Genomic DNA, 19,968 nt, shown 5'->3' on the forward strand with positions numbered 1-19,968 from the left:
GCGCCGACTCGAGGCTGCGCAGCCGTGTCCGCTCCGGTCCCCGGCCCTCACCGCACTCGCCGCCCCGCGCCCCTCCGCGCCTCGCGGTGCGGTGCCCTCCCCGCCCTCCGAGCCGACCGGCCGACCCGCACACCAGCACATCGCCTCAGACGACGCACCCGGCTCCCTGGAACCCACCACCCCGACAAGCCGACCGCGGTGACGCCTGGCGGTGACGGGCGTGCCCCCGGCACCGCCGAACGGCCGATCCGCGTGCCAGCGGATCGCCCAAGGCGGACGCACCCCGCATTACGAAACGCACCACCCCGACAAGCCGACCGCGGTGACGCCCGGCGGTGACCGGCGTGCCCCCGGCACCGCCGAACGGCCGATCCGCGTGCCAGCGGATCGCCCTAGGCGGACGCACCCCGCTCCCTGGAACGCACCACCCCGCGAAGCCGACCGCGCCACGCCGGGCAGGGACCGGCGTGGAATCGAGCACCGCCGACCGCGCCGAGCCGGGCAGAGACCGGCGTGCCACCGGCACCGCCGAACGGACGATCCGCGTGCCAGCGGATCGCCCTAGGCGGACGCACCCCGCTCCACGAACCGCACCACCCCGAGAAGCCGACCGCGCCACGCCGGGCGAGGACCGGCGTGCAATCGAGCACCGCCGAACGGACGATCCGCGTAACAGCGGATCGCCCTAGGCGGACGCACCCCGCTCCCTGGAACGCACCACCTCGACAAGCCGACCGCGGTGACGCCGAGCAGGGACCGGCGGCACAGCTGAGCCGGGCGCCGCCCGGCTCAGCGCATCAGCACAGCCTCTCGAACCAGGCGAGGGCGCTCTGGTCGGTGAGGTTGGCGACCTGGTCGACGACGACGCGGCGGCGGGCGTCGTCGTCGGGGGCGGCGTGCCAGTCCTCGGCGAAGCCGGGCTCGAGGGTTCCCGGGCCGCGGTCGAGGAGGGTGTCGGCGAGGCGGGTGAGGACTTCGCGCTGCTGGGCGTAGATGGGCTGGCGGGTGTTCCGCGACATCACGAACGTCGCGACGATCCCCTTGAGCACGGCGATCTCGGCCTGCTGCTCGCGGGGGACGACGACGTGGCCGCCGAAGCGGACGAGGTCGGGGTGCTGGTACGCCTCGCGGGTGGCGTCGGTGGCGGCGGCGGCGAAGCGGCCGATGAGCTGGCTGGTGAGGTTCTTGAGCCGGGCCTGGTCGCGGCGGGAGCCGTCCCAGGAGGAGACCCACACGTCGAGCGAGTCGAGACGGTCGAAGGCGGCGACGAGCTCGTCGTGTCCGACCTCCCCGCCGACCCAGGAGTGCATCGACTGCACGAGGTCCTCGTGGTCGGCGCGGGAGCCGAGTGCTTCGACGTCGATGTAGCCGGAGACCACCGCGTCCTCGAAGTCGTGCACGGAGTAGGCGATGTCGTCCGAGAGGTCCATCACCTCGGCCTCGATGCAGCGCACCCCCTCGGGGGCGCCCTCGCGCATCCAGGCGAACGCGGGAGCGTCGTCGGCGTAGAAGCCGAACTTGGCGCGCCCCGACGGGTCCGCGACCGAGCGCGTGTCGGGCCAGGGGTACTTGCAGCTCGCGTCGATGCTGGCGCGGGTGAGGTTCAGCCCGTAGGGGCGGGCGTCGTCGCCGAACACCTTCGGCTCGAGCCGCGTGAGCAGCCGGAAGGTCTGCGCGTTGCCCTCGAAGCCGCCGATCCCCTCGGCCCAGGTGTTGAGCGCGCGCTCGCCGTTGTGCCCGAACGGCGGATGCCCGATGTCGTGCGCGAGGCAGGCCGTGTCGACGACGTCGGGGTCGAGGTCGAGGCTCGTGGCGAGCTCCCGGCCGATCTGCGCCACCTCGAGCGAGTGGGTCAGGCGGTTGCGCGCGAAGTCGACGCCCGCCGTGGGGCTGAGCACCTGGGTCTTCGCGGCCAGGCGGCGGAGCGCGCTGGAGTGGAAGAGCCGGGCGCGGTCGCGGGCGAAGTCGGAGCGGCGGGTCGAGTGGTCCTCCGGAAGGAATCGCTCGGTGTCGACGAGCGAGTACCCCCAGAGCGCGCGGTCATCCACCGCTGTTGTGGATCTCGGCGGCCGAGACCGCGTCGCGCTGCCCGGCGTCGAGCTCGCGGGACTCGAGCCAGCGGTCCGGGAGGGAGGGGACCTTGGGCGAGCCGGCGCGGCCCCGCTGCCCCTCGGCCGCCTCGCCCGGATAGGGCTGCGTCCAGTCGAGCGTCGCCAGGAGCTCGTCGAGCTGCGCGAGCGACTCGACGGTGGCCAGGCGAGCGCGGAGGTCGCCGCCGACGGCGTAGCCCTTGAAGTACCAGGCGACGTGCTTGCGGATGTCGCGGCAGCCGCGCTCCTCGCTCTCGAAGAAGTCGACGAGCAGCTCCGCGTGGCGACGGAACGCCTCGGCGACCTGTCCGAGCGAAGGGCGGAACCGCTCGTCGGAGCCGGCGAACGCGGCGGCGAGGTCGCCGAAGAGCCAGGGGCGCCCGAGGCAGCCGCGACCGACGACGACTCCGTCGCAGCCCGTCTCGGCCATCATCCGCAGCGCGTCCTCGGCCGACCAGATGTCGCCGTTGCCCAGCACGGGCACGCTCGTGACCGTCTCCTTGAGCATGGCGATCGCCGACCAGTCGGCGTGCCCGCTGTAGAACTCGGAGGCGGTGCGCGCGTGCAGCGCGATCGACGCGACCCCGGCGCCCTCGGCGGCACGGGCGGCCTCGAGGTAGGTGAGGTGGTCCGGGTCGATGCCCTTGCGCATCTTGACGGTGAGCGGGACGTCGCCGGCGGCCTTCACGGCGCCCTCGACGATCTGCCGGAACAGCGGGAGCTTCCACGGCAGGGCCGCTCCCCCGCCCTTCCGGGTGACCTTGGGCACGGGGCAGCCGAAGTTGAGGTCGATGTGGTCGGCCCGGTCCTCGGCGACGAGCATGGTGACCGCCTCGGCTACCGTGACCGGGTCCACTCCGTAGAGCTGGATCGAGCGCACCGACTCGCTGGGGTGGTGGCGGATGAGGCGCATCGACTCCGGCGTGCGCTCGACGAGCGCGCGGGAGGTGATCATCTCGCTCACGTAGAGGCCGTTGCCGAACTCGCGGCAGAGGCGGCGGAACGCCGTGTTGGTGATGCCCGCCATGGGGGCGAGCACCACCGGCGCGTCGAGTTCGAGGGGGCCGATCCGGAGCGCCGGCGCGGTGCGCGCGGGCGGGGCGGCCGTGAGAGTGGAGGACATCGGTATCGATTCTCCCAGATCCTGTGTTGGGGAAGGCGGAGTGACGAGCGGAGAGGTGGAGAGATGAACGGGAGCACACCTGTGGAGGACGGTTCGCAGCGGCTGGAGGCGGACGCGTCCGCCCGCGGCCTTGCGGTCGAGATCGTGGAGAGGCCCGCTGCCGGCAGCCTGCACGAGGCGGCCGCGCTGCTCGGCATCGAGCCCGGCGACATCGTGAAGTCGCTCGTGGTGAAGCGCCACGACGGCGGCTACCTGTTCGCCCTGGTCCCCGGCGGGCGGCAGATCGCGTGGCCGAAGCTGCGCGCGGTGGTCGGAGTGAACAAGCTCCGCCTCCCGGACGAGACGGCCGCCCTCGAGGCGACCGGCTACCGGCGCGGCACCATCACCCCGATCGGGTCCACGACGGCCTGGCCGGTCTACGCCGACGAGCGGATCCTCGGCCGCCGCGTCGCGATGGGAGCCGGCGCCGACGGGCGCAGCGCCTTCGTCGACGCGGACGCCCTCGTGGCCGCCTACGGCGCGACCGTCGCCGACATCACCGTGGAGGAGCCTCCGCGGTGATCGGCGGCACCTCGGCCTGCGCTTCCGCGGCCTGCGGCACGGCGCAGACGCCGTCCTCGCACAGCGGCCCGCCGGAGTCGCCGAGCATCTCGAACGGCCCGCTCACGCGACGGCCGCCCGCTGCTCCAGCACGTGCTCGAGGACCTCGGTGAACGCCGCCGGCTCCTGGGCGCCGGAGACGCCGAAGCGCCCGTCGAGGACGAAGAACGGCACCCCCGAGATCCCGTACTCACGGGCCTGCGCGATGTCGGACTGCACCCGCCCGAGGTAGCGCCGGTCCTCGAGAGCGCGGCGCGTCTCCGCCGGGTCGAGCCCGACCTCGCCGGCGAGCGAGGCGAGCACCTCCGGATCGGCCAGGTCGCGGCCCTCGACGAAGTACGCGCTCAGGAGACGCTCGACGAGCTCGAGCTGCAGTCCGTTCTCCTTGGCGTGGTGGAGCGCCTGGTGGGCGGTGACCGTCTTGACGTGGCGCACCGACTCGAAGTGGTAGTCGAGGCCGACGCCCGCCGCGATCGCCGTGACGGAGTCGAGCATCTGCTGCGCCTGCGCCTCCGGGATGCCCTTGTGCTCGGCGAGGAACGCCGCCTCTCCCCCGCGGTAGTCCTCCGGCGTGTCCGGCGAGAGCTCGAAGCTGCGGTACTCCACGACGACCTCCGGAGCCTCGGGGTGCGCGGCGCGGAAGGCCTCGAGCCCGCGCTCGAACCGGCGCTTCCCGATGTAGCACCAGGGGCAGGCGATGTCGGACCAGACGTCGACGGACAGGGGGCTCGGCTCAGCACTCACCCCCAGGACAACGGAGGGGGCGCCCCGCTATTCCCGCAACACGCGGACGAGCTCGTCCACGTCGGACTCGTCGTTCCAGAGGTGGAAGGCGATGCGGAGCCGGCCGCCGCGGCCCGAGACGCGCAGACCCGCAGCCTGCAGCAGCTCCAGGTCCGCTCCCCCCTCGTCCGGCCAGGACACGAGCGCCCGGTGCTGAGGCTCCCGGTCAAGCCGCTCGCACAGCAGGTCGCCGAGGCCGGAGGCGTGCGCCCAGACCGCGTCGAGGTCGAGCGAGCGGAACAGAGCGAGCGACGCCTCGGCGCCGGCGAACGCCTGCCAGGCCGGCGAGACGTCGAAGCGGCGGGCGTTCTCGGCCAGGTGCATGGCCGGTCCGTAGCAGGACGACCACACGTCCTCCCCCGAGTACCAGCCCGCCTGCACGGGGACGAGCTCGGCCGCGTAGGCGGGCGAGACGGTGAGGAACGCCACTCCGCGCGGCGAGCACAGCCATTTGTAGGCGTGGGTGAGGGTCGCGTCGAAGCGGGAGGCGTCGACCGGCAGGACGCCGGCCGCCTGCGTCAGGTCGCACGCGGTCCGCACTCGGTGGCGCGCGGCCGCCTCGAGGACGGAGTCGAGATCGGCGAGCGCTCCGCTGCTGGACTGCACGGCGGAGAAGACGACGAGGTCGTCCCCGTCCTCGACGGAGTCGGACAGCGCCTCGAGCGCGACGGAGCGCACGGTCACTCCGCGGTGCGCCTGGGCGAGGAAGGGGAACACGATGGAGGAGAAGTCGCCGTCCACGCAGAGCACGCGGGCCCCGTCGGGCAGCGAGGCGGCGAGCACGGCGGCCATGGCGGAGGTCTGCGAGCCGATCGCGACACGGTCGACCGGGACGCCGGCGATCGCGGCGAACGAGGCACGCGCGCGCTCGGCGACAGCGCCGTAGGCGGCGGCCGTGCTCTCCCCGGACGACCAGCCGTCGAGGTCCGCCCGCAGCGCCTCGACGGTCTGCCGCGGCGGCAGGCCGAGGGTGCAGGCGTTGTGGTAGCCGCGGGCACCGGCGAAGCGCGCGCGCAGGTCGGCGGAGTTCGGCAGTGCGGTGCTCACCTCTCGAGGATGACGCTCCGGAGCCGGATCGCCAAGACCGGGGAGCGACCGGGCGCGCCGGCGGCGGGCCCGGTCAGCGGGCGGCGAGGGCGTGCGCCTGCTCGAGCACGGCGACGACCTCGCGGGCCTCGCGGACGTCGACCGGCGAGGGAGCGCCGTCCTGGAGGGACAGCGCGACCTGCTCGAGGAACGCGGCGTATCGTCCCCGCTCACTCGGCACGGGGTGTGCGCCGGAGTCGTCGACGAGGACGCCCCATCCCTCCGGCGCGACCTCGCCGAAGCCGTCGTCGTCCGGTCGGGCGCCGCCGGTGCGGAGCGCGGTCTCCTGCGGATCGAGACCGTCGACGCTGAAGGCGGCGCGGGTGCCGAGCACGCGGAAGCGGGGGCCGGTCGCCCGGGCGACGCGGCTCATGGTGAGGTGGGAGCGGACGCCGCTGTGATGCAGGAGCGAGACGAACGCGTCGTCCTCGCTCGCGGAGCCCTCGTGGACGGTCCGGGTCTCGGCCGCCGTGACGACCGCCGGGCCGAACAGCAGCAGCGCCTGGTCGACCAGGTGGCTGCCGAGATCGAAGAGGATCCCGCCACCCTCGGCCGGACCCGTCTCGCTCTGCCACCGGCCCGTCTTCGGCGCGCTCCAGCGCTCGAAGGTCGACTCGAAGCGGAGGACCTCGCCGAGGACCCCTTCGCCCAGGAGGCGGCGGAGGGTGAGCAGATCGGCGTCCCAGCGCCGGTTCTGGAAGACGAAGACGGGCGCACCGCTCCGCTCGGAGGCGGCGATGACCGCGTCCGTGTCGGCCGTGCTCGGTGTGAAGGGCTTGTCGATCACGACGGCGACCCCGGCCTCGAGCACCCGGACGGCCTGCTCCCGGTGCACCGACGGCGGCGAGGCGAGCACGACCAGCTCCGGCCGCTCGGCGAGCACCGCGTCGAGGTCGGGCACGATCCGGGCCTCCGGATGCGCGGCGGAGGCCGCGGCTCTCCGACCGGCGTCGCGGGTGGAGACGGCGACGACCTCGAACGCCGGGTCGGCCGCGAGGAACGGACCGTGGAAGACGCTGCCGGCGAGCCCGAAGCCGACGATCCCGGCCCGGATCACGAGGAGGCCCCCGGCACGTCGACCGCGCCGCCGAAGCGGCGGGAGCGGCCGGAGTAGTGCTCGATCGCGTCCCAGAGGTCGGTCCGCGTGAAGTCCGGCCAGAGCCGGTCGAGGAACACCATCTCGGCGTAGGCGCTCTGCCAGAGCAGGAAGTTGCTGGTGCGCTGCTCGCCGGAGGAGCGCACGAAGAGGTCGACGTCCGGCATCTCCGGCACGTAGAGCGCCTTGGCGATCGACTTCTCGGAGATGCCGGAGGGCTTGAGCCGCCCCGCCTGGACCTCGGCGGCGAGCCGCTGCACCGCGTCGGCGATCTCGGTGCGCCCGCCGTAGTTGACGCACATGGTGAGCGTCAGCACGTCGTTGTCCGCGGTCATCCGCTCGGCGAACTGCAGCTCGTTGATCACCGACGCCCACAGGCGCGGCTTCCGGCCGGCCCAGCGGATGCGCACGCCCCACTCGTTGAGTTGATCGCGGCGGCGGTGCAGCACATCGCGGTTGAAGCCCATCAGGAAGCGCACCTCCTCGGGCGAGCGCTTCCAGTTCTCGGTCGAGAACGCGTAGACGCTGAGGTGCTTCACGCCGATCTGGATCGCTCCGGCCACGACGTCCAGCAGCGCCGTCTCGCCGCGCTTGTGCCCCTCGATCCTCGTCAGGCCGCGGGAGTTCGCCCAGCGGCCGTTCCCGTCCATCACGATGGCGACGTGCCCTGGAACGGCCTTCCGCGGGATCGCAGGCGGGTGGATCCCGGTCCAGTCGAGGGGGCGGTACGGCTCGGCGTCCTTGTGAGTGAAGGGCTTCATCGGGTGACGTGCTCCAGGGATCTCAGACCGCGTTCGAGGTGGAACTGCGTGTAGGCGGCGACCACTCCGCTCGCCCGCGACCGCGTGGTCGGCTCGGTGGTCTCGGCGTGGGCCCAGTCTCCCGTGAGCAGTGCGCCCAGCAGGACCACGACCTCCGGAGCGACCCGCGGTGCGCCGGGCGGCGTGCAGTCGGCGCAGACGACGCCTCCGAGCTGCACCACGACCGCGCCGTGGGGCCCGGGAGCGCCGCAGCGCGCGCAGTCCTCGAAGCTGGGCGCCCAGCCCGCGATCGAGAGCGCCCGCAGGAGGTAGGAGTCGAGCGTCAGCACCGGCTCGTGCTCGTGCTTCGAGAGCGAGCGCAGGGCCCCGACGAGCAGCAGGTACTGCTGCAGGGAGGCGTCCGCGTCGGTGAGGCGGTCCGCCGTCTCGACCATCGCGCTCGCCGCCGTGTAGCTGTCGTAGTCGGCGGCGATCAGCGCACCGTAGGCGCCGAGCGACTCGGCCTGCGTGACGATGTCGAGGCTCCGGCCCTCGTAGAGCTGCAGGTCGGCGACCATGAACGGCTCGAGCCGCGAGCCGAACTTGGAGCCGGTCTTGCGAACGCCCTTCGCCACCGCGCGGATCTTGCCGTGGCTGCGCGAGAGCAGCGTCACGATGCGGTCGGCCTCGCCCAGCTTGTGCGTGCGGAGCACCACGGCTTCGTCGCGATAGGTGGGCATCCTCCGATTATCCCCCCGACACCCGACACCCGGCTGGCAGCCCGGCCGGAGCAGGGCCCGCGCCGTGGAACGATGTCCGGGTGGCAGCCTCCCTCTTCGAGATCCCGGCCTGGGCCGACCTGCTCGCGATCGCCATCGGCTGCCTCCAGGGCGCGATGTTCGCGGGCGAGTTCCGCGACCGCCGGATCGACCTGCTCGGCGTCACGATCATCGGCACGGCCACCGGCCTCGGCGGCGGCGTGCTCCGCGATCTGCTGCTCCAGACGCCCCTGGTGGCCCTGCACACCGACGCGTACCTGATCGTCGCGGTGACCGCCTCCCTGCTCGGGATGCTGCTCCAGCACCTGCTGAACCGGGTCGACGGGACGATCACCGCCCTCGACGCGCTGACCCTCGGGCTCTTCGGCGCGATCGGCACCACGAAGGCCCTGTCGCTCGGCGTGCCGGAGGTGCCGGCCGTGTTCGTCGGCACCGTCTCGGCCGTCGGCGGATCCGTCGTCCGCGACATCCTGCTGAACCGGCCGATCGCGCTGATGCACGTCGGCTCGCTCTACGCGGTCGCCGCCTCGGTGGGCACGGGCGTCCTGGTCCTCGCGCTGCGCTTCGGAGTGACGATCGACTTCGCCGCGCCGCTCGCGGTGGGCGTGACCACGGTCATCCGCCTGCTCGCGGTCCGCTACGGCTGGAGCCTGCCCGAGCAGCGCGCGCTCAGCGGGGTGCCGCGCCTGCGCTGGCGCCGCCGGACCTAGCGGCGGCCGACCCGGACGCAGGGAGCGGAGTCCCGCGCGGTCCGCGCACGGGAACGCCGGGGGAGGCGCGACGCGTCACGGCTCCCCCGGCGGGGATCGGGCCCGATCAGGCGGAGGCGCCGGCCAGCTCGCGGACCGGGACCTCCTCGCGCAGGGCGCGGTTGACGGCCGAGACGATGGCCTTGAGGGAGGCGGTCGAGATGTCGGCGTCCACGCCCACGCCCCACAGGGTGCGGCCGTTCACCGTGCACTCGACGTACGAGGCGGCCAGCGCGTCGCCGCCGGCGCTGAGCGCGTGCTCGACGTAGTCGAGGACCCGGACCTCGACGCCCTGCTGCTCCAGCACGGCCTCGAAGGCGTTGATCGGGCCGTTGCCCCGCGAGCTGGCCGAGACGCGCTCGTCGCCCACCCGGAGGACCGCGTCCAGCGCGATGCTGCCGCCCAGATCGCTCGACGTGTTCGTGCGCAGCAGCTCGAAGCGGCCCCACTTCTCGTCGGCGCGCTCGGCGGGCGCGGGCAGGTACTCGTCCTGGAACACCGTCCAGATCTGCTCGCTCGTGACCTCGCCGCCCTCGGCGTCGGTCTTGGCCTGCACGACGCCCGAGAACTCGATCTGCAGCCGGCGCGGCAGGTCGAGCGCGTGGTCCGTCTTCAGCAGGTACGCGACTCCGCCCTTGCCGGACTGCGAGTTGACGCGGATGACCGCCTCGTAGGAGCGGCCCAGGTCCTTCGGGTCCACCGGCAGGTAGGGCACGGCCCAGGTGAGCTCGTCGACGCTGCGGCCGGTCCGCTCGGCCTCGGCCTGCATCGCCTCGAAGCCCTTCTTGATGGCGTCCTGGTGCGAGCCGCTGAAGGCGGTGAAGACCAGGTCGCCCGCCCAGGGGCTGCGCTCGGGCACGGGCAGCTGGTTGCAGTACTCGGCGGTGCGCTTGATGCCGTCCATGTCGCTGAAGTCGATCTGCGGGTCGATCCCCTGGGTGAAGAGGTTCACGCCCAGCGCGACCAGGTCGACGTTGCCGGTGCGCTCGCCGTTGCCGAAGAGGCAGCCCTCGATCCGGTCGGCGCCGGCCAGGTAGCCCAGCTCGGCGGCCGCCACGGCCGTGCCGCGGTCGTTGTGGGGGTGCAGCGACAGCACGATGTTCTCGCGCTGCGCGAGGTTGCGGCTCATCCACTCGATCGAGTCGGCGTAGACGTTCGGGGTGGCCATCTCGACGGTGGCGGGCAGGTTCAGGATGACCTTGCGCTCGGGAGTCGGCTCGAAGACCTCGACGACGCGGTCGCAGATCTCGCGGGCGAAGTCGAGCTCGGTGCCGGTGTAGCTCTCGGGCGAGTACTCGTAGTAGACGGCCGTGCCGGGGACGGTCGACTCCATCTCGCGGCACTTGCGGGCGCCGGCCAGCGCGATGTCGATGATGCCCTGACGGTCCTTGCGGAACACGACCTCGCGCTGCAGCACGCTCGTGGAGTTGTAGAGGTGCACGATCACCTGGCGCGCGCCGCGGATCGACTCGTAGGTGCGCTCGATCAGGTGGTCGCGGGCCTGGGTCAGCACCTGGATGGTGACGTCCTCGGGGATCGCGCCCTCCTCGATGAGGCTGCGCACGAAGTCGAAGTCGGTCTGGCTCGCGCTCGGGAACCCGACCTCGATCTCCTTGTAGCCCATCCGGACCAGCAGATCGAACATGATGCGCTTGCGCTCGGGGCTCATCGGGTCGATGAGCGCCTGGTTGCCGTCGCGGAGGTCCACGGCGCACCAGCGGGGCGCGGTCGTGATGCGCTTCGACGGCCAGGTGCGGTCGGGCAGGTCCACGGCGATCAGCTCGTGGAAGGGACGGTACTTGCCGATCGGCATGGGCGACGGCTTCTGGTTGTTCAGCATGAGGTGCTCTCCCGGCGCAGTGGTGCGCACGTGTCTGTTCTCGCTCGTGACCGATCCCGCTCGCGTGCGGCTCCGCTGGTGGGCGGTGCCGGTCGGGCGGTCTCGCGGGGATCCGGATGCGGATCGACCTCGCGGGCGAGGGATGGTTCAGCCGACGACGGACTCCGCGACGAGGATGGCCTGAGGATCAGATCTCGTCGCGGCGGAGAAGGAGGAGCTGTCCGAAGCGCACCCGGTCAGGGTAGCACCGCCCCCGCGGCGCGTCACCCCGGCGTCCCGCTCTAGGAGACCAGGCCGTTCTCGTAGGCGTAGACCACCAGCTGCACGCGGTCGCGCAGGCCGAGCTTGCCGAGGGTGCGGCTGATGTGCGTCTTCACCGTCGCCTCGCTCAGGAACTCGGCGCGCGCGATCTCGGTGTTGCTCATCCCCCGCGCGGCCAGGTGGAAGATCTCGCGCTCGCGGTCGGTGAGGGTCGCGAAGGCGGGCGGGGTCTCGCGTCCGCTGCCCGCCGCCCCGAAGTGCTCGAAGAGCTCGCGGGTCGCGGAGGCGGCGACCACGGCGGTCCCCGCGTGCACGGTGCGGACGGAGGCGAGGAGGAAGCCGGGCTCCGTGTCCTTCAGGAGGAAGCCGCTCGCGCCCGCCCGGATGGCGCGCGCGGCCGCCTCGTCGAGGTCGAAGGTCGTCAGCACGAGGATGCGCGGAGGCTGGACCCGCCGCTCCTGCGCGTCCGCGAGGATCCGCCGGGTCGACTCGATCCCGTCGACGCCCGGCATCCGGATGTCCATCAGCACGACGTCGGGGGCCAGCCGCGCGACCAGCTCCGCGCCCTCCGCTCCGTCGGAGGCCTCGCCGACCACCTCGAGATCGGGCTGCGAGCCGAGCAGCATGCGGATGCCGGCGCGGAAGAGGGCCTGGTCGTCGACGAGGACGAGGCGGATGGTGTCGGTCATGCGGGGCTGCCTCCGGAGGCGAGGGGTGGGGCGGTGCGGGCGAGGGACGGGGAGGAGGGCAGGCGCGCGTCGACGACGAAGTCGTCCCCGACCGGGCCGGCGGCGAGCACTCCCCCGACGAGCGCGGCGCGCTCGCGCATGCCGACCAGGCCGTGGCCCTCGCCCGGCAGGGAGTCGCGCTCGACGTCGGCGCACCGGGCGTTGCGCACGGTCAGGGCGAGCTCGCCGCCGTCCTGGCGCAGGGCGATGTCGAGCGGCGAGCCCGGGCGGCCGTGGCGGAGAGCGTTCGTGGTCGCCTCCTGGGCGATGCGGTACAGGGCCAGACCGACGGCGCGCGGCACCGCCTCCAGGTCGACGGCGAGGTCGGCGCGGACGGGGGCTCCGGCTCCGCCCACGCTGTCGAGGAGGGCCGGCAGGTCGCGGGCGCCGGGCTGCGGGCCGTCGCTCTGCGAGTGCCGCAGCTGGGCGAGGAGCACGCGCACGTCGCCGAGGGTGTCCCGGGCGACGGAGGAGATGGTCAGCAGCGCGGCGTCGGTCTGCTCGGGGCTGGTGGCGCCGAGGTAGCGCGCGCCGTCGGCCTGCGCGATCACGACGGCGAGGGAGTGGGCGACGACGTCGTGCATGTCGCGGGCGATCCGGTTGCGCTCCTCCACGGTGTCGAGCTCGCGCTGCGCCCGCGCGCGCTCCTGCTCGGCCTGCGCGCGCAGGGTCTGGCCCTCCCGCGCCCGGCGGACCGAGCGCGAGAGCAGTCCGATGGTCCAGGAGAGGCCGAGCGTCGCGAGGATCCCGCCGAAGGTGGCTCCGGCCGACAGCAGGCCGTCGTAGGCGCTCGCGACGAGGTCGAAGACGAGGACGAGGTAGACGACGGCGACCACGGCGCCGAGGACGGCCGACACCGCGCCCGCGATCCGCACCCGCCGCGACTCCGACGCGCCGGCGCCGAAGAGGACGGCCAGGATGGCCAGATCCGCGGGTCCGGGAGCGAGGCTCGCGCTCATCTGCAGGGCGGCGCCGGCCCAGGCGATCGAGAGGGCGAGGACCGGGGACCGCCGGTGCAGCACCAGCGCGACCGCGAGCACGCCCGCGACCAGCAGCTGCATCGCGCCGTCCACCCCGGCGAACGGGAGGCCGGCGACGAGGAGGAGCACCAGCGCCTGACCACCGGCGACCCCCACCGCGAAGGGGTCCTGCGGACCGGCGACCCGGTTCAGCAGCGCGTCGATCCGATCGCCCGCGAGGACCGGCGCCCGCAGCGCGTTGAGATACACGAGGACCTTCGCCGCACCGAGCACGGAGGCGACCGCGAGGGCGACCAGGGCGAGGACCACGAACTCCACGCGCGCCGGGAGCCCGGACGGATCGAGCGGGCCGGAGAGGCCGAGCGCGACGGTGACGCCGCCGATCCCGGCGAGGATCAGGCCGCCCGCGAGCGCCAGGGCACGGGTCCAGGGGCCCACCCGGCGGGTCGTCTGCCAGAGGACGACCAGGCCGACGAGCACCCCGTCGACGGGGACGCCGCCGAGCAGGACGCCTCCGTCGGCGAGCGCGCCGACCGCGACGAGCGAGGGGGCGAGCGCGGGCAGGAATCCCGCGACCGCGAGGGCCAGCGCGAGCACGAGGCCGCCGGCGATCCGCTCGGTCGGAGTGACCCCGGTGAGCCCGAGCAGCAGGTGGAGGGCGGCGAGCAGCGCCCCGGCGATCGGCAGGGCCGCCGGTCGGTCGAGGAGGGCGCGCATGAGGACCACGCTACGGGTCCGCGCGCCCGGGGGCGTCGTCCTGGAGGGTGACCGCGGTCGTCCTCCGGCGTCAGAAGCCCAGGCGCCCCAGCAGCTTCGGGTCGCGCTGCCACTCCTTGGCGACCTTCACCCGGATGGAGAGGAACACGCGACGGCCCAGCAGGCGCTCGATCTGCTCGCGGGAGACGGCTCCCACCTCGCGCAGACGCTGGCCGCCCTTGCCGATGATGATGCCCTTCTGGCTGTCGCGCTCCACGAAGACGTTGGCGTAGATGTCGATCAGCGAGCCGTCCTCGCGCTCGACCATGTCGTCGAGCGTCACGGCGAGGGAGTGCGGCAGCTCGTCCGAGACGCCCTCGAGGGCGGCCTCGCGGATGAACTCGGCGATCCGCGAGGACAGGTCCTCGTCGGTCACCGCCTCCTCCGGGTAGAGGGCGGGCGAGACCGGCATCAGGCGCAGGAGCTCGACGGCCAGGACGTCCAGCTGCTCCTCGGTCACGGCCGAGATCGGCACGATCGTGTCCCACTCGCGCAGCTCCGAGACGGCGAGCAGCTGCTTCGCCACGGACTTCTTCGAGGAGAGGTCGACCTTCGAGACGATAGCGACCTTCCGGGCGCGCGGGAAGGAGTCGAGCTGCTCGTTGATGAAGCGGTCTCCCGGGCCGATCGGCTCGTCCGCGGGGAACAGCATCCCGATGACGTCGACGTCGCCGAGGGTCGAGGTGACGAGCGAGTTCAGCCGCTCTCCGAGGAGCGTGCGCGGCCGGTGGATGCCGGGGGTGTCGACGACGATCAGCTGGCCGTCGGTGCGGTGCACCACGCCGCGGATAGCGCGCCGCGTGGTCTGGGGCTTCGAGCTCGTGATGGCGATCTTCTCGCCGACGAGGGCGTTCGTGAGCGTCGACTTGCCCACGTTCGGGCGGCCGACGAAGGACACGAAGCCCGCCCGGTAGGGAGCGGCGGCGGGAGTGGTGTCTGTCATCGTGCGTCCTCGTGCTGATCGCCCGTGGCTCCGCGGGTGGGAGCCGTGCTCGGGCTGGGGGTGGTGGTGCCGCCGTCCGCGATGATCGCGACGGGGCCGGTGCCGGGCTCGCCGGCGGTGTCCAGATCGGGATCGCGGCGGACGATCACCGTGGAGATGGTCCCACGGCGCGGGTCCGCCTGCTCGGCCTCGAGCAGCACTCCGCCGATCCGCGCCGTCGCGCCGCGCTCGGGGAGGCGCCCGTAGGCCTTGGTCAGCAGTCCGCCGACCGAGTCGACGTCGTCGTCCTCGAGGTCGAGCTCGAACAGCTCGCCGAGCTCGTCCACCGGCAGGCGCGCCGAGACGCGGTAGACCCCTGGCGCCGTCTCCTCGAAGAGGTCGACCTCGCGGTCGTACTCGTCGGAGATGTCGCCGACGAGCTCCTCGATCAGGTCCTCGAGCGTCACCAGGCCCGCGATGCCGCCGTACTCGTCGACCACCATCGCGAGGTGGTTGGACTCGAGCTGCATCTGGCGGAGCAGCTCGTCGGCCTTCTTCGACTCGGGCACGAACAGCGCGGGGCGCGCGAGATCGGCGACCGTGTCGTCGTCGTCCGGCCGCTCGTAGGTGTGCCGGGCCACGTCGCGCAGGTAGAGCACGCCGAGGACGTCGTCGACGCCGTCGCCGATGACGGGGAGCCGGGAGATGCCGCGGCTCAGCAGGAGCCCCATGCCGGCGCCGACGGAGGAGGTCGCCTCGATCGTCACCATGTCGGTGCGGGGCACCATCACCTCGCGGACGAAGGTGTCGTTGAATTCGAAGATTGAGTGGATCAGCTCGCGGTCGTCCTGCTCGAGCACGTCCTGCTCGGTCGCCTCGTCGACCATGCTGAGCAGCTGCTCCTCGGAGGAGAACCCCGCCGAGCGCCCGGTCCCCGGCGTCACCCGGTTGCCGAGGGCCACGAGCCCGTGCGCGACCGGGCCCAGCGCGAGCCGGAGCACGTGCACGAGCGAGGCGCTGGTGGACAGGACCGCGCGGGCGTTCGCGCGCCCGACGCTGCGGGGGCTGGAGCCGACCAGGACGAACGAGACCGCCGCCATGATCAGGACCGCCAGCAGGAGCGCGAGCCAGAGCTGCGGGACCTCGACGACCAGCACCGTGGTGACGAACACCGCGGCCGTCGTCTCGGCCGCGATCCGCGAGAAGTTGACGACGTTGACGTGGGCGCTCATGTCGCCCGCGATCGCGCGGAGAGCGCGGGCGCTGCGGGAGTGCTGGGCCATGTCGAGCAGGTCGCTGCGCGAGAGGACGCCGAGTGCGGCGTCGGTCGCGGCGAACCAGCCGCCGACGGCGACGAGCGCGAGGGCGGCGATGAGGAGCTGGAGAGTGGGCACGGCGCGCTCTAGCGGCGTCGCTCGCTGATGTGGAAGCCGACCAGGATGTCGCGCTGGATGCCGAACATCTCGCGCTCCTCCTCCGGCTCGGCGTGATCGAAGCCGAGCAGGTGAAGGAGCCCGTGGGCGGTCAGCAGCTGCAGCTCGTCGAGCACGGAGTGGCCGGCCGACTCGGCCTGGGACTGCGCGACCTGCGGGCAGAGCACGATGTCGCCGAGGAGCCCCGCGGGGGTCTGCTCGTCCTCGGTCCCGGGACGCAGCTCGTCCATCGGGAAGCTGAGCACGTCGGTCGGTCCCGGCTCGTCCATCCACTGCACGTGCAGCTGCTCCATCGCGCCCTCGTCGACCAGCACGATCGCGAGCTCGGCGTCAGGGTGCACGTGGAGCGAGTCGAGCGCGTAGCCGGCGAGGCGCAGCAGGGCGGCCTCGTCGACGGGGACGCTCGACTCGTTGTTGATCTCGATGCTCACGGGGGCGGGTCTTCCTTCGGTTCGGGAGGGGCGGGCGGGCTCAGCCGCGCGGAGGCTGGCGGTCGCCGGGCGGGCGGGCGGCCTGGCCGCGGCGCTCGGCGCGGTTCGCGAACTCCCGGGCCTGCTCGCGCTCGAAGTGCTGCGCCTGCTTCTGCTGGTCGTACTCGGTGTACGCGTCCACGATGCGGCCGACCAGGCTGTGGCGCACCACGTCCTCGCTGGTCAGGCGCGAGAAGTGGATGTCGTCGATGCCGTCGAGCACGCGCGTCACGAGGCGGAGTCCGCTCGCGCCGGTCGGCAGGTCGACCTGGGTGATGTCGCCGGTGACGACCATCTTGGATCCGAAGCCGAGGCGGGTGAGGAACATCTTCATCTGCTCGGGCGTCGTGTTCTGCGCCTCGTCGAGCACGACGAACGAGTTGTTGAGCGTGCGCCCGCGCATGTAGGCGAGCGGCGCGACCTCGATCGTGCCGGCCGCGAGCAGCTTCGGGACGATCTCGGGGTCCATCATCTCGTTCAGCGCGTCGTAGAGCGGGCGCAAGTACGGGTCGATCTTGTCGGTGAGCGAGCCGGGCAGGTAGCCCAGCCGCTCCCCCGCCTCGACCGCCGGGCGGGTCAGGATGATCCGCTCGACCTCCTTGCGCTGCAGCGACTGCACGGCCTTCGCCATCGCCAGGTAGGTCTTGCCGGTTCCGGCCGGGCCGATGCCGAAGACGATGGTGTTCTGATCGACCGCGTCGACGTACTCGCGCTGCCCGAGCGTCTTGGGCCTCACGCTCCGTCCGCGTGCCGTGAGGATGGCCTGGCCGAACGCCTCGGCCGGGCTCACCGGCCCGCCGTTCTGCAGGATGCGGGCGGACTCGCGCACGCCCTCCGGGTCGAGATCGTGCCCGCTCGCGGTCATGCGCACCAGTTCTTCCACCAGGCGCGTCGCCGCGGCGACGGGCTCGCGCTCGCCGTCGAGCGTCACCTCGTTGCCGCGCACGTGCACCCGGACATCGGGGAATCGTCCTTCGACCGCTCGGATGAGGCGGTCCTGGGGTCCGAGGAGGCGCACCATCGCGACTCCGTCGACGGCGACGACGCGCCGCGTCGTCTCGGACGCGTCCGCGCCGGGGGCGGGACGCTCGTCGGGGCTCGCGCCCGTGTTCTCAACCGGTGGCAAGGGAGCCTTCCGTCTGGTGGCCGCCCAGGACGTGGGCGTGCACGTGGAACACGGTCTGGCCCGCCTCTTCGCCGGAGTTGAAGACGAGGCGGAACTGACCGTTGCTGTGGGCGTCGGCGAGCGACTGGGCGACCTGCACCATCTCGGCGAGCAGGGCGGGATCGGCGGCGGCGAGGGCGGCGACCGTGGCGTGCTCCTGGGTCTTCGGGAAGACGAGGAGGTGGACGGGCGCCTTCGGCTCGATGTCGGTGATCGCGAGGATGCGCTCGTTCTCGAACACCACATCGGCCGGGATCTCGCCCTGGACGATGCGCGTGAAGACGGTGGGTTCGCTCATGCACTCATCTTAAACGGGGCCCGTGCGCGACGGGCGCCGCGTTCGCCCACGGCACCCTGCTCCGGCGCCCCGAGGCGGCTGTGGAGGAGCGTCACCAGCGGCCCAGGCGGGCCGAGAGGACGGCGATGGCAGCGGGACCTGCGGTCGAGGTGCGCAGGACGGAGTCGCCGAGCGCGACGGCCTCGGCGCCCGCCTCCGCGAGCAGCCGCAGCTCCTCCGGAGCGATGCCGCCCTCGGGCCCGACGACGAGCACCAGGTCGCGTCCGTCCGGGACCACCTGGGAGAGCCGCGCCTGCGCCGAGGGCTCGAGGACCAGCACGCGGGACGTCGCGGCGCGCGCGACGAGACCGCGCACCTGCTCGAGCGGCGCGACCTCGGGCACCCGGGGGCGCAGCGACTGCTTGCTCGCCTCGCGCACGATGGCCCGCCAGCGCTCGCGCCCCTTCTCCTCCTTCGGGCCCGACCACCGCGAGATCGACCGCGCGGCCTGCCACGGGACGACCTCGTCCACCCCGAGCTCGGTCGCCGCCTGCACGGCGAGCTCGTCGCGGTCGCCCTTCGCGAGGGCCTGGACGAGGACAAGGCGCGGGGACGGAACCGGGGACTCCTGCATCGACTCCACGACGAGCACCACTCGCGCCGGCTCCGCGCTCTCGACGACCGCGGTCGCGACGAGTCCGCGCCCGTCACCGACCCGGACGCTCTCGCCCGCGCGGATCCGGCTGACGGTCGCGGCGTGCCGTGCCTCCGCGCCGGTGAGCGCGAGCCGGCCCCCGACGACGAAGCCGCCGGAGTCCAGCGACTCGTCGATGTAGTGGTGCGCCACGGGCTCAGCCCAGGAAGCGGTCGCGGAGCTTGGAGAACAGGCCCTGCTGGAAGTGGGTCAGCGCGGGCTTCTGCGGCTTGTAGTGCTTCGCGAGCTCCTGGACCAGCTCCCGCTCGCGGTGGCCCAGCTTCGTCGGGGTGACGACCTGGATGCCGATGCGGAGGTCGCCGCGTCCGCTGCCCCGCAGGCGCGTGACTCCGCGTCCCTTGATCGTGACGATCTCGGTGCTCTGCGTGCCCGGCTTGATCTCGATCTCGATGTCGCCGTCGAGCGCCTTGAGCGACGCCGTGGAGCCGAGGATCGCGTCCGTCATCTGCACCTCGAGGGTGCAGAGCAGGTCGTCGCCGTTGCGGCTGAAGACGTCGTGGTGCTTGACCTTGATCTCGAGGTACAGGTCGCCGTTGGGGCCGCCGGCCGGGCCGACCTCGCCGCTGCCGGGCATCTGCAGGCGCAGGCCCGTGTCGACTCCCGCGGGGACGTCGACGGGGATGGTGCGGCGGGCGCGGACGCGTCCCTGGCCCTGGCAGGTGGAGCAGGGGGTCGCGATGACGGTGCCGTAGCCGCGGCAGGTGCCGCAGGGGCTCGCCGTCATCACGTTGCCCAGGAGCGAGCGGACCGTGCGCTGGATCTGGCCGGAGCCGTGGCAGATGTCGCAGGTCACCGGCGAGGTGCCGGGCTGGCAGCACGAGCCCTGGCACGTCTCGCAGAGCACCGCCGTGTCGACCTCGAGGTCGCGGTGGGTGCCGAAGATGACCTCGTCGAGCGAGACCTCCACGCGCAGCAGGGCGTCCTGGCCGCGCTCGCGGCGGGAGCGCGGCCCGCGGGACGAGCCCTGCGCGCCCTGCCCGAAGAAGGTCTCGAAGATGTCGCCGAACCCGCCGAAGCCCTGGCCGCCGCCGCCGAAGCCCTCCTGGGGCCCGCGGTCGTACTGCGCCCGCTGCTGGGCGTCGCTCAGGACGTCGTAGGCGTGCGTGACGAGCTTGAAGCGCTCGGAGGCGTCCGCGCTCGGGTTGACGTCGGGGTGCAGCTCGCGGGCGAGTCGGCGGTACGCCTTCTTGATCTCGTCGGCGGAGGCGTCGCGGTCGACGCCCAGCACTTCGTAGTGATCGGCCACAGGTGGCTTCGTCCTTCGTTCGTGGGTCGGTGGGCCGGGCACGGCGCACCGGGGGGATCCGGCGGGTTCGGCGACATCTTCGAGACCTTCTTCGGGCAGGGCGCGCAGGGCTCGTCCCGCGGGCCGCGC

19 protein-coding genes are annotated in these 19,968 nt (G+C 73.0%); 2 read left to right on the forward strand and 17 right to left on the reverse strand.

Going from position 1 to position 19,968, the window contains the following annotated elements; translation table 11 throughout:
• Positions 1–797: 797 nt before the first annotated feature.
• The gene (locus C5C56_RS15965) at positions 798–2,048 is read right to left on the reverse strand and encodes a deoxyguanosinetriphosphate triphosphohydrolase (RefSeq protein ID WP_104319924.1); all 1,251 of its coding nucleotides are present in this window, start codon (positions 2,046–2,048) and stop codon (positions 798–800) included.
• Entirely contained in the window at positions 2,041–3,213 is a 1,173-nt protein-coding gene (gene dusB, locus C5C56_RS15970; protein WP_104247508.1) for a tRNA dihydrouridine synthase DusB, read from the reverse strand. Before dusB ends, C5C56_RS15965 begins: the two co-directional genes overlap by 8 nt.
• Before the next feature lie 63 nt (positions 3,214–3,276).
• On the opposite strand from dusB, the gene C5C56_RS15975 reads away from it, so the two are divergent.
• A complete protein-coding gene (locus tag C5C56_RS15975; protein WP_104223436.1) occupies positions 3,277–3,774 on the forward strand; it encodes an aminoacyl-tRNA deacylase in 498 nt (165 codons plus the stop codon).
• 102 nt (positions 3,775–3,876) lie between these two features.
• Here the strand turns inward: C5C56_RS15975 and C5C56_RS15980 are convergent, their stop codons facing one another.
• From C5C56_RS15980 to recO, 5 genes are all read right to left on the reverse strand, one after another.
• A complete protein-coding gene (locus C5C56_RS15980; RefSeq protein WP_104226692.1) occupies positions 3,877–4,557 on the reverse strand; it encodes a DsbA family protein in 681 nt (226 codons plus the stop codon).
• Positions 4,558–4,584: 27 nt separating this feature from the next.
• Positions 4,585–5,643, reverse strand: coding sequence for an aminotransferase class V-fold PLP-dependent enzyme (locus tag C5C56_RS15985; protein WP_104247507.1), 1,059 nt, complete (start codon positions 5,641–5,643; stop codon positions 4,585–4,587).
• A 73-nt stretch (positions 5,644–5,716) separates the two neighbouring features.
• A complete protein-coding gene (locus C5C56_RS15990) occupies positions 5,717–6,739 on the reverse strand; it encodes a Gfo/Idh/MocA family oxidoreductase (RefSeq protein ID WP_104319925.1) in 1,023 nt (340 codons plus the stop codon).
• Positions 6,736–7,539, reverse strand: coding sequence for an isoprenyl transferase (locus C5C56_RS15995; protein ID WP_104319926.1), 804 nt, complete (start codon positions 7,537–7,539; stop codon positions 6,736–6,738). The genes C5C56_RS15990 and C5C56_RS15995 overlap by 4 nt, the downstream gene beginning before the upstream one ends.
• The gene (recO, locus tag C5C56_RS16000) at positions 7,536–8,258 is read right to left on the reverse strand and encodes a DNA repair protein RecO (protein ID WP_104223431.1); all 723 of its coding nucleotides are present in this window, start codon (positions 8,256–8,258) and stop codon (positions 7,536–7,538) included. Before recO ends, C5C56_RS15995 begins: the two co-directional genes overlap by 4 nt.
• Before the next feature lie 80 nt (positions 8,259–8,338).
• Here recO and C5C56_RS16005 point away from each other — a divergent pair, with 80 nt between their 5' ends.
• Positions 8,339–9,007 carry a trimeric intracellular cation channel family protein gene (locus C5C56_RS16005; protein ID WP_104223430.1) on the forward strand — a complete coding sequence of 223 codons (669 nt, stop codon included), beginning with the start codon at positions 8,339–8,341 and terminating at the stop codon, positions 9,005–9,007.
• A gap of 106 nt (positions 9,008–9,113) precedes the next feature.
• Here the strand turns inward: C5C56_RS16005 and leuA are convergent, their stop codons facing one another.
• The 10 genes from leuA to dnaJ form a co-directional block, all read right to left on the reverse strand.
• Positions 9,114–10,886, reverse strand: a complete 1,773-nt coding sequence (leuA, locus tag C5C56_RS16010; protein ID WP_104319927.1) for a 2-isopropylmalate synthase — start codon at positions 10,884–10,886, stop codon at positions 9,114–9,116.
• 281 nt (positions 10,887–11,167) lie between these two features.
• Positions 11,168–11,836, reverse strand: coding sequence for a response regulator transcription factor (locus C5C56_RS16015; protein WP_104226697.1), 669 nt, complete (start codon positions 11,834–11,836; stop codon positions 11,168–11,170).
• The gene (locus tag C5C56_RS16020) at positions 11,833–13,572 is read right to left on the reverse strand and encodes a sensor histidine kinase (RefSeq protein ID WP_146086512.1); all 1,740 of its coding nucleotides are present in this window, start codon (positions 13,570–13,572) and stop codon (positions 11,833–11,835) included. The genes C5C56_RS16015 and C5C56_RS16020 overlap by 4 nt, the downstream gene beginning before the upstream one ends.
• A 70-nt stretch (positions 13,573–13,642) precedes the next feature.
• On the reverse strand, positions 13,643–14,554 hold the full coding sequence (gene era, locus C5C56_RS16025) for a GTPase Era (RefSeq protein WP_104223426.1): 912 nt from the start codon (positions 14,552–14,554) through the stop codon (positions 13,643–13,645).
• A complete protein-coding gene (locus tag C5C56_RS16030) occupies positions 14,551–15,927 on the reverse strand; it encodes a hemolysin family protein (RefSeq protein WP_104223425.1) in 1,377 nt (458 codons plus the stop codon). The genes era and C5C56_RS16030 overlap by 4 nt, the downstream gene beginning before the upstream one ends.
• Positions 15,928–15,935: 8 nt before the next feature.
• The gene (gene ybeY, locus C5C56_RS16035; RefSeq protein WP_104223424.1) at positions 15,936–16,397 is read right to left on the reverse strand and encodes an rRNA maturation RNase YbeY; all 462 of its coding nucleotides are present in this window, start codon (positions 16,395–16,397) and stop codon (positions 15,936–15,938) included.
• 40 nt (positions 16,398–16,437) lie between these two features.
• On the reverse strand, positions 16,438–17,457 hold the full coding sequence (locus C5C56_RS16040; protein ID WP_104225204.1) for a PhoH family protein: 1,020 nt from the start codon (positions 17,455–17,457) through the stop codon (positions 16,438–16,440).
• Between the two features lie 91 nt (positions 17,458–17,548).
• Positions 17,549–17,899 carry an HIT domain-containing protein gene (locus tag C5C56_RS16045; RefSeq protein ID WP_104225201.1) on the reverse strand — a complete coding sequence of 117 codons (351 nt, stop codon included), beginning with the start codon at positions 17,897–17,899 and terminating at the stop codon, positions 17,549–17,551.
• Between the two features lie 91 nt (positions 17,900–17,990).
• Positions 17,991–18,725, reverse strand: a complete 735-nt coding sequence (locus tag C5C56_RS16050; protein WP_104248360.1) for a 16S rRNA (uracil(1498)-N(3))-methyltransferase — start codon at positions 18,723–18,725, stop codon at positions 17,991–17,993.
• A 4-nt stretch (positions 18,726–18,729) separates the two neighbouring features.
• Positions 18,730–19,839 (reverse strand): molecular chaperone DnaJ, encoded by a 1,110-nt coding sequence (gene dnaJ, locus C5C56_RS16055; RefSeq protein WP_104225203.1) that lies wholly within the window; start codon positions 19,837–19,839, stop codon positions 18,730–18,732.
• Between the last annotated feature and the right edge of the window lie 129 nt (positions 19,840–19,968).

Origin of the sequence: Rathayibacter sp. AY1D1, from assembly GCF_002932635.1 — a bacterium.
GTDB lineage: Bacteria > Actinomycetota > Actinomycetes > Actinomycetales > Microbacteriaceae > Rathayibacter.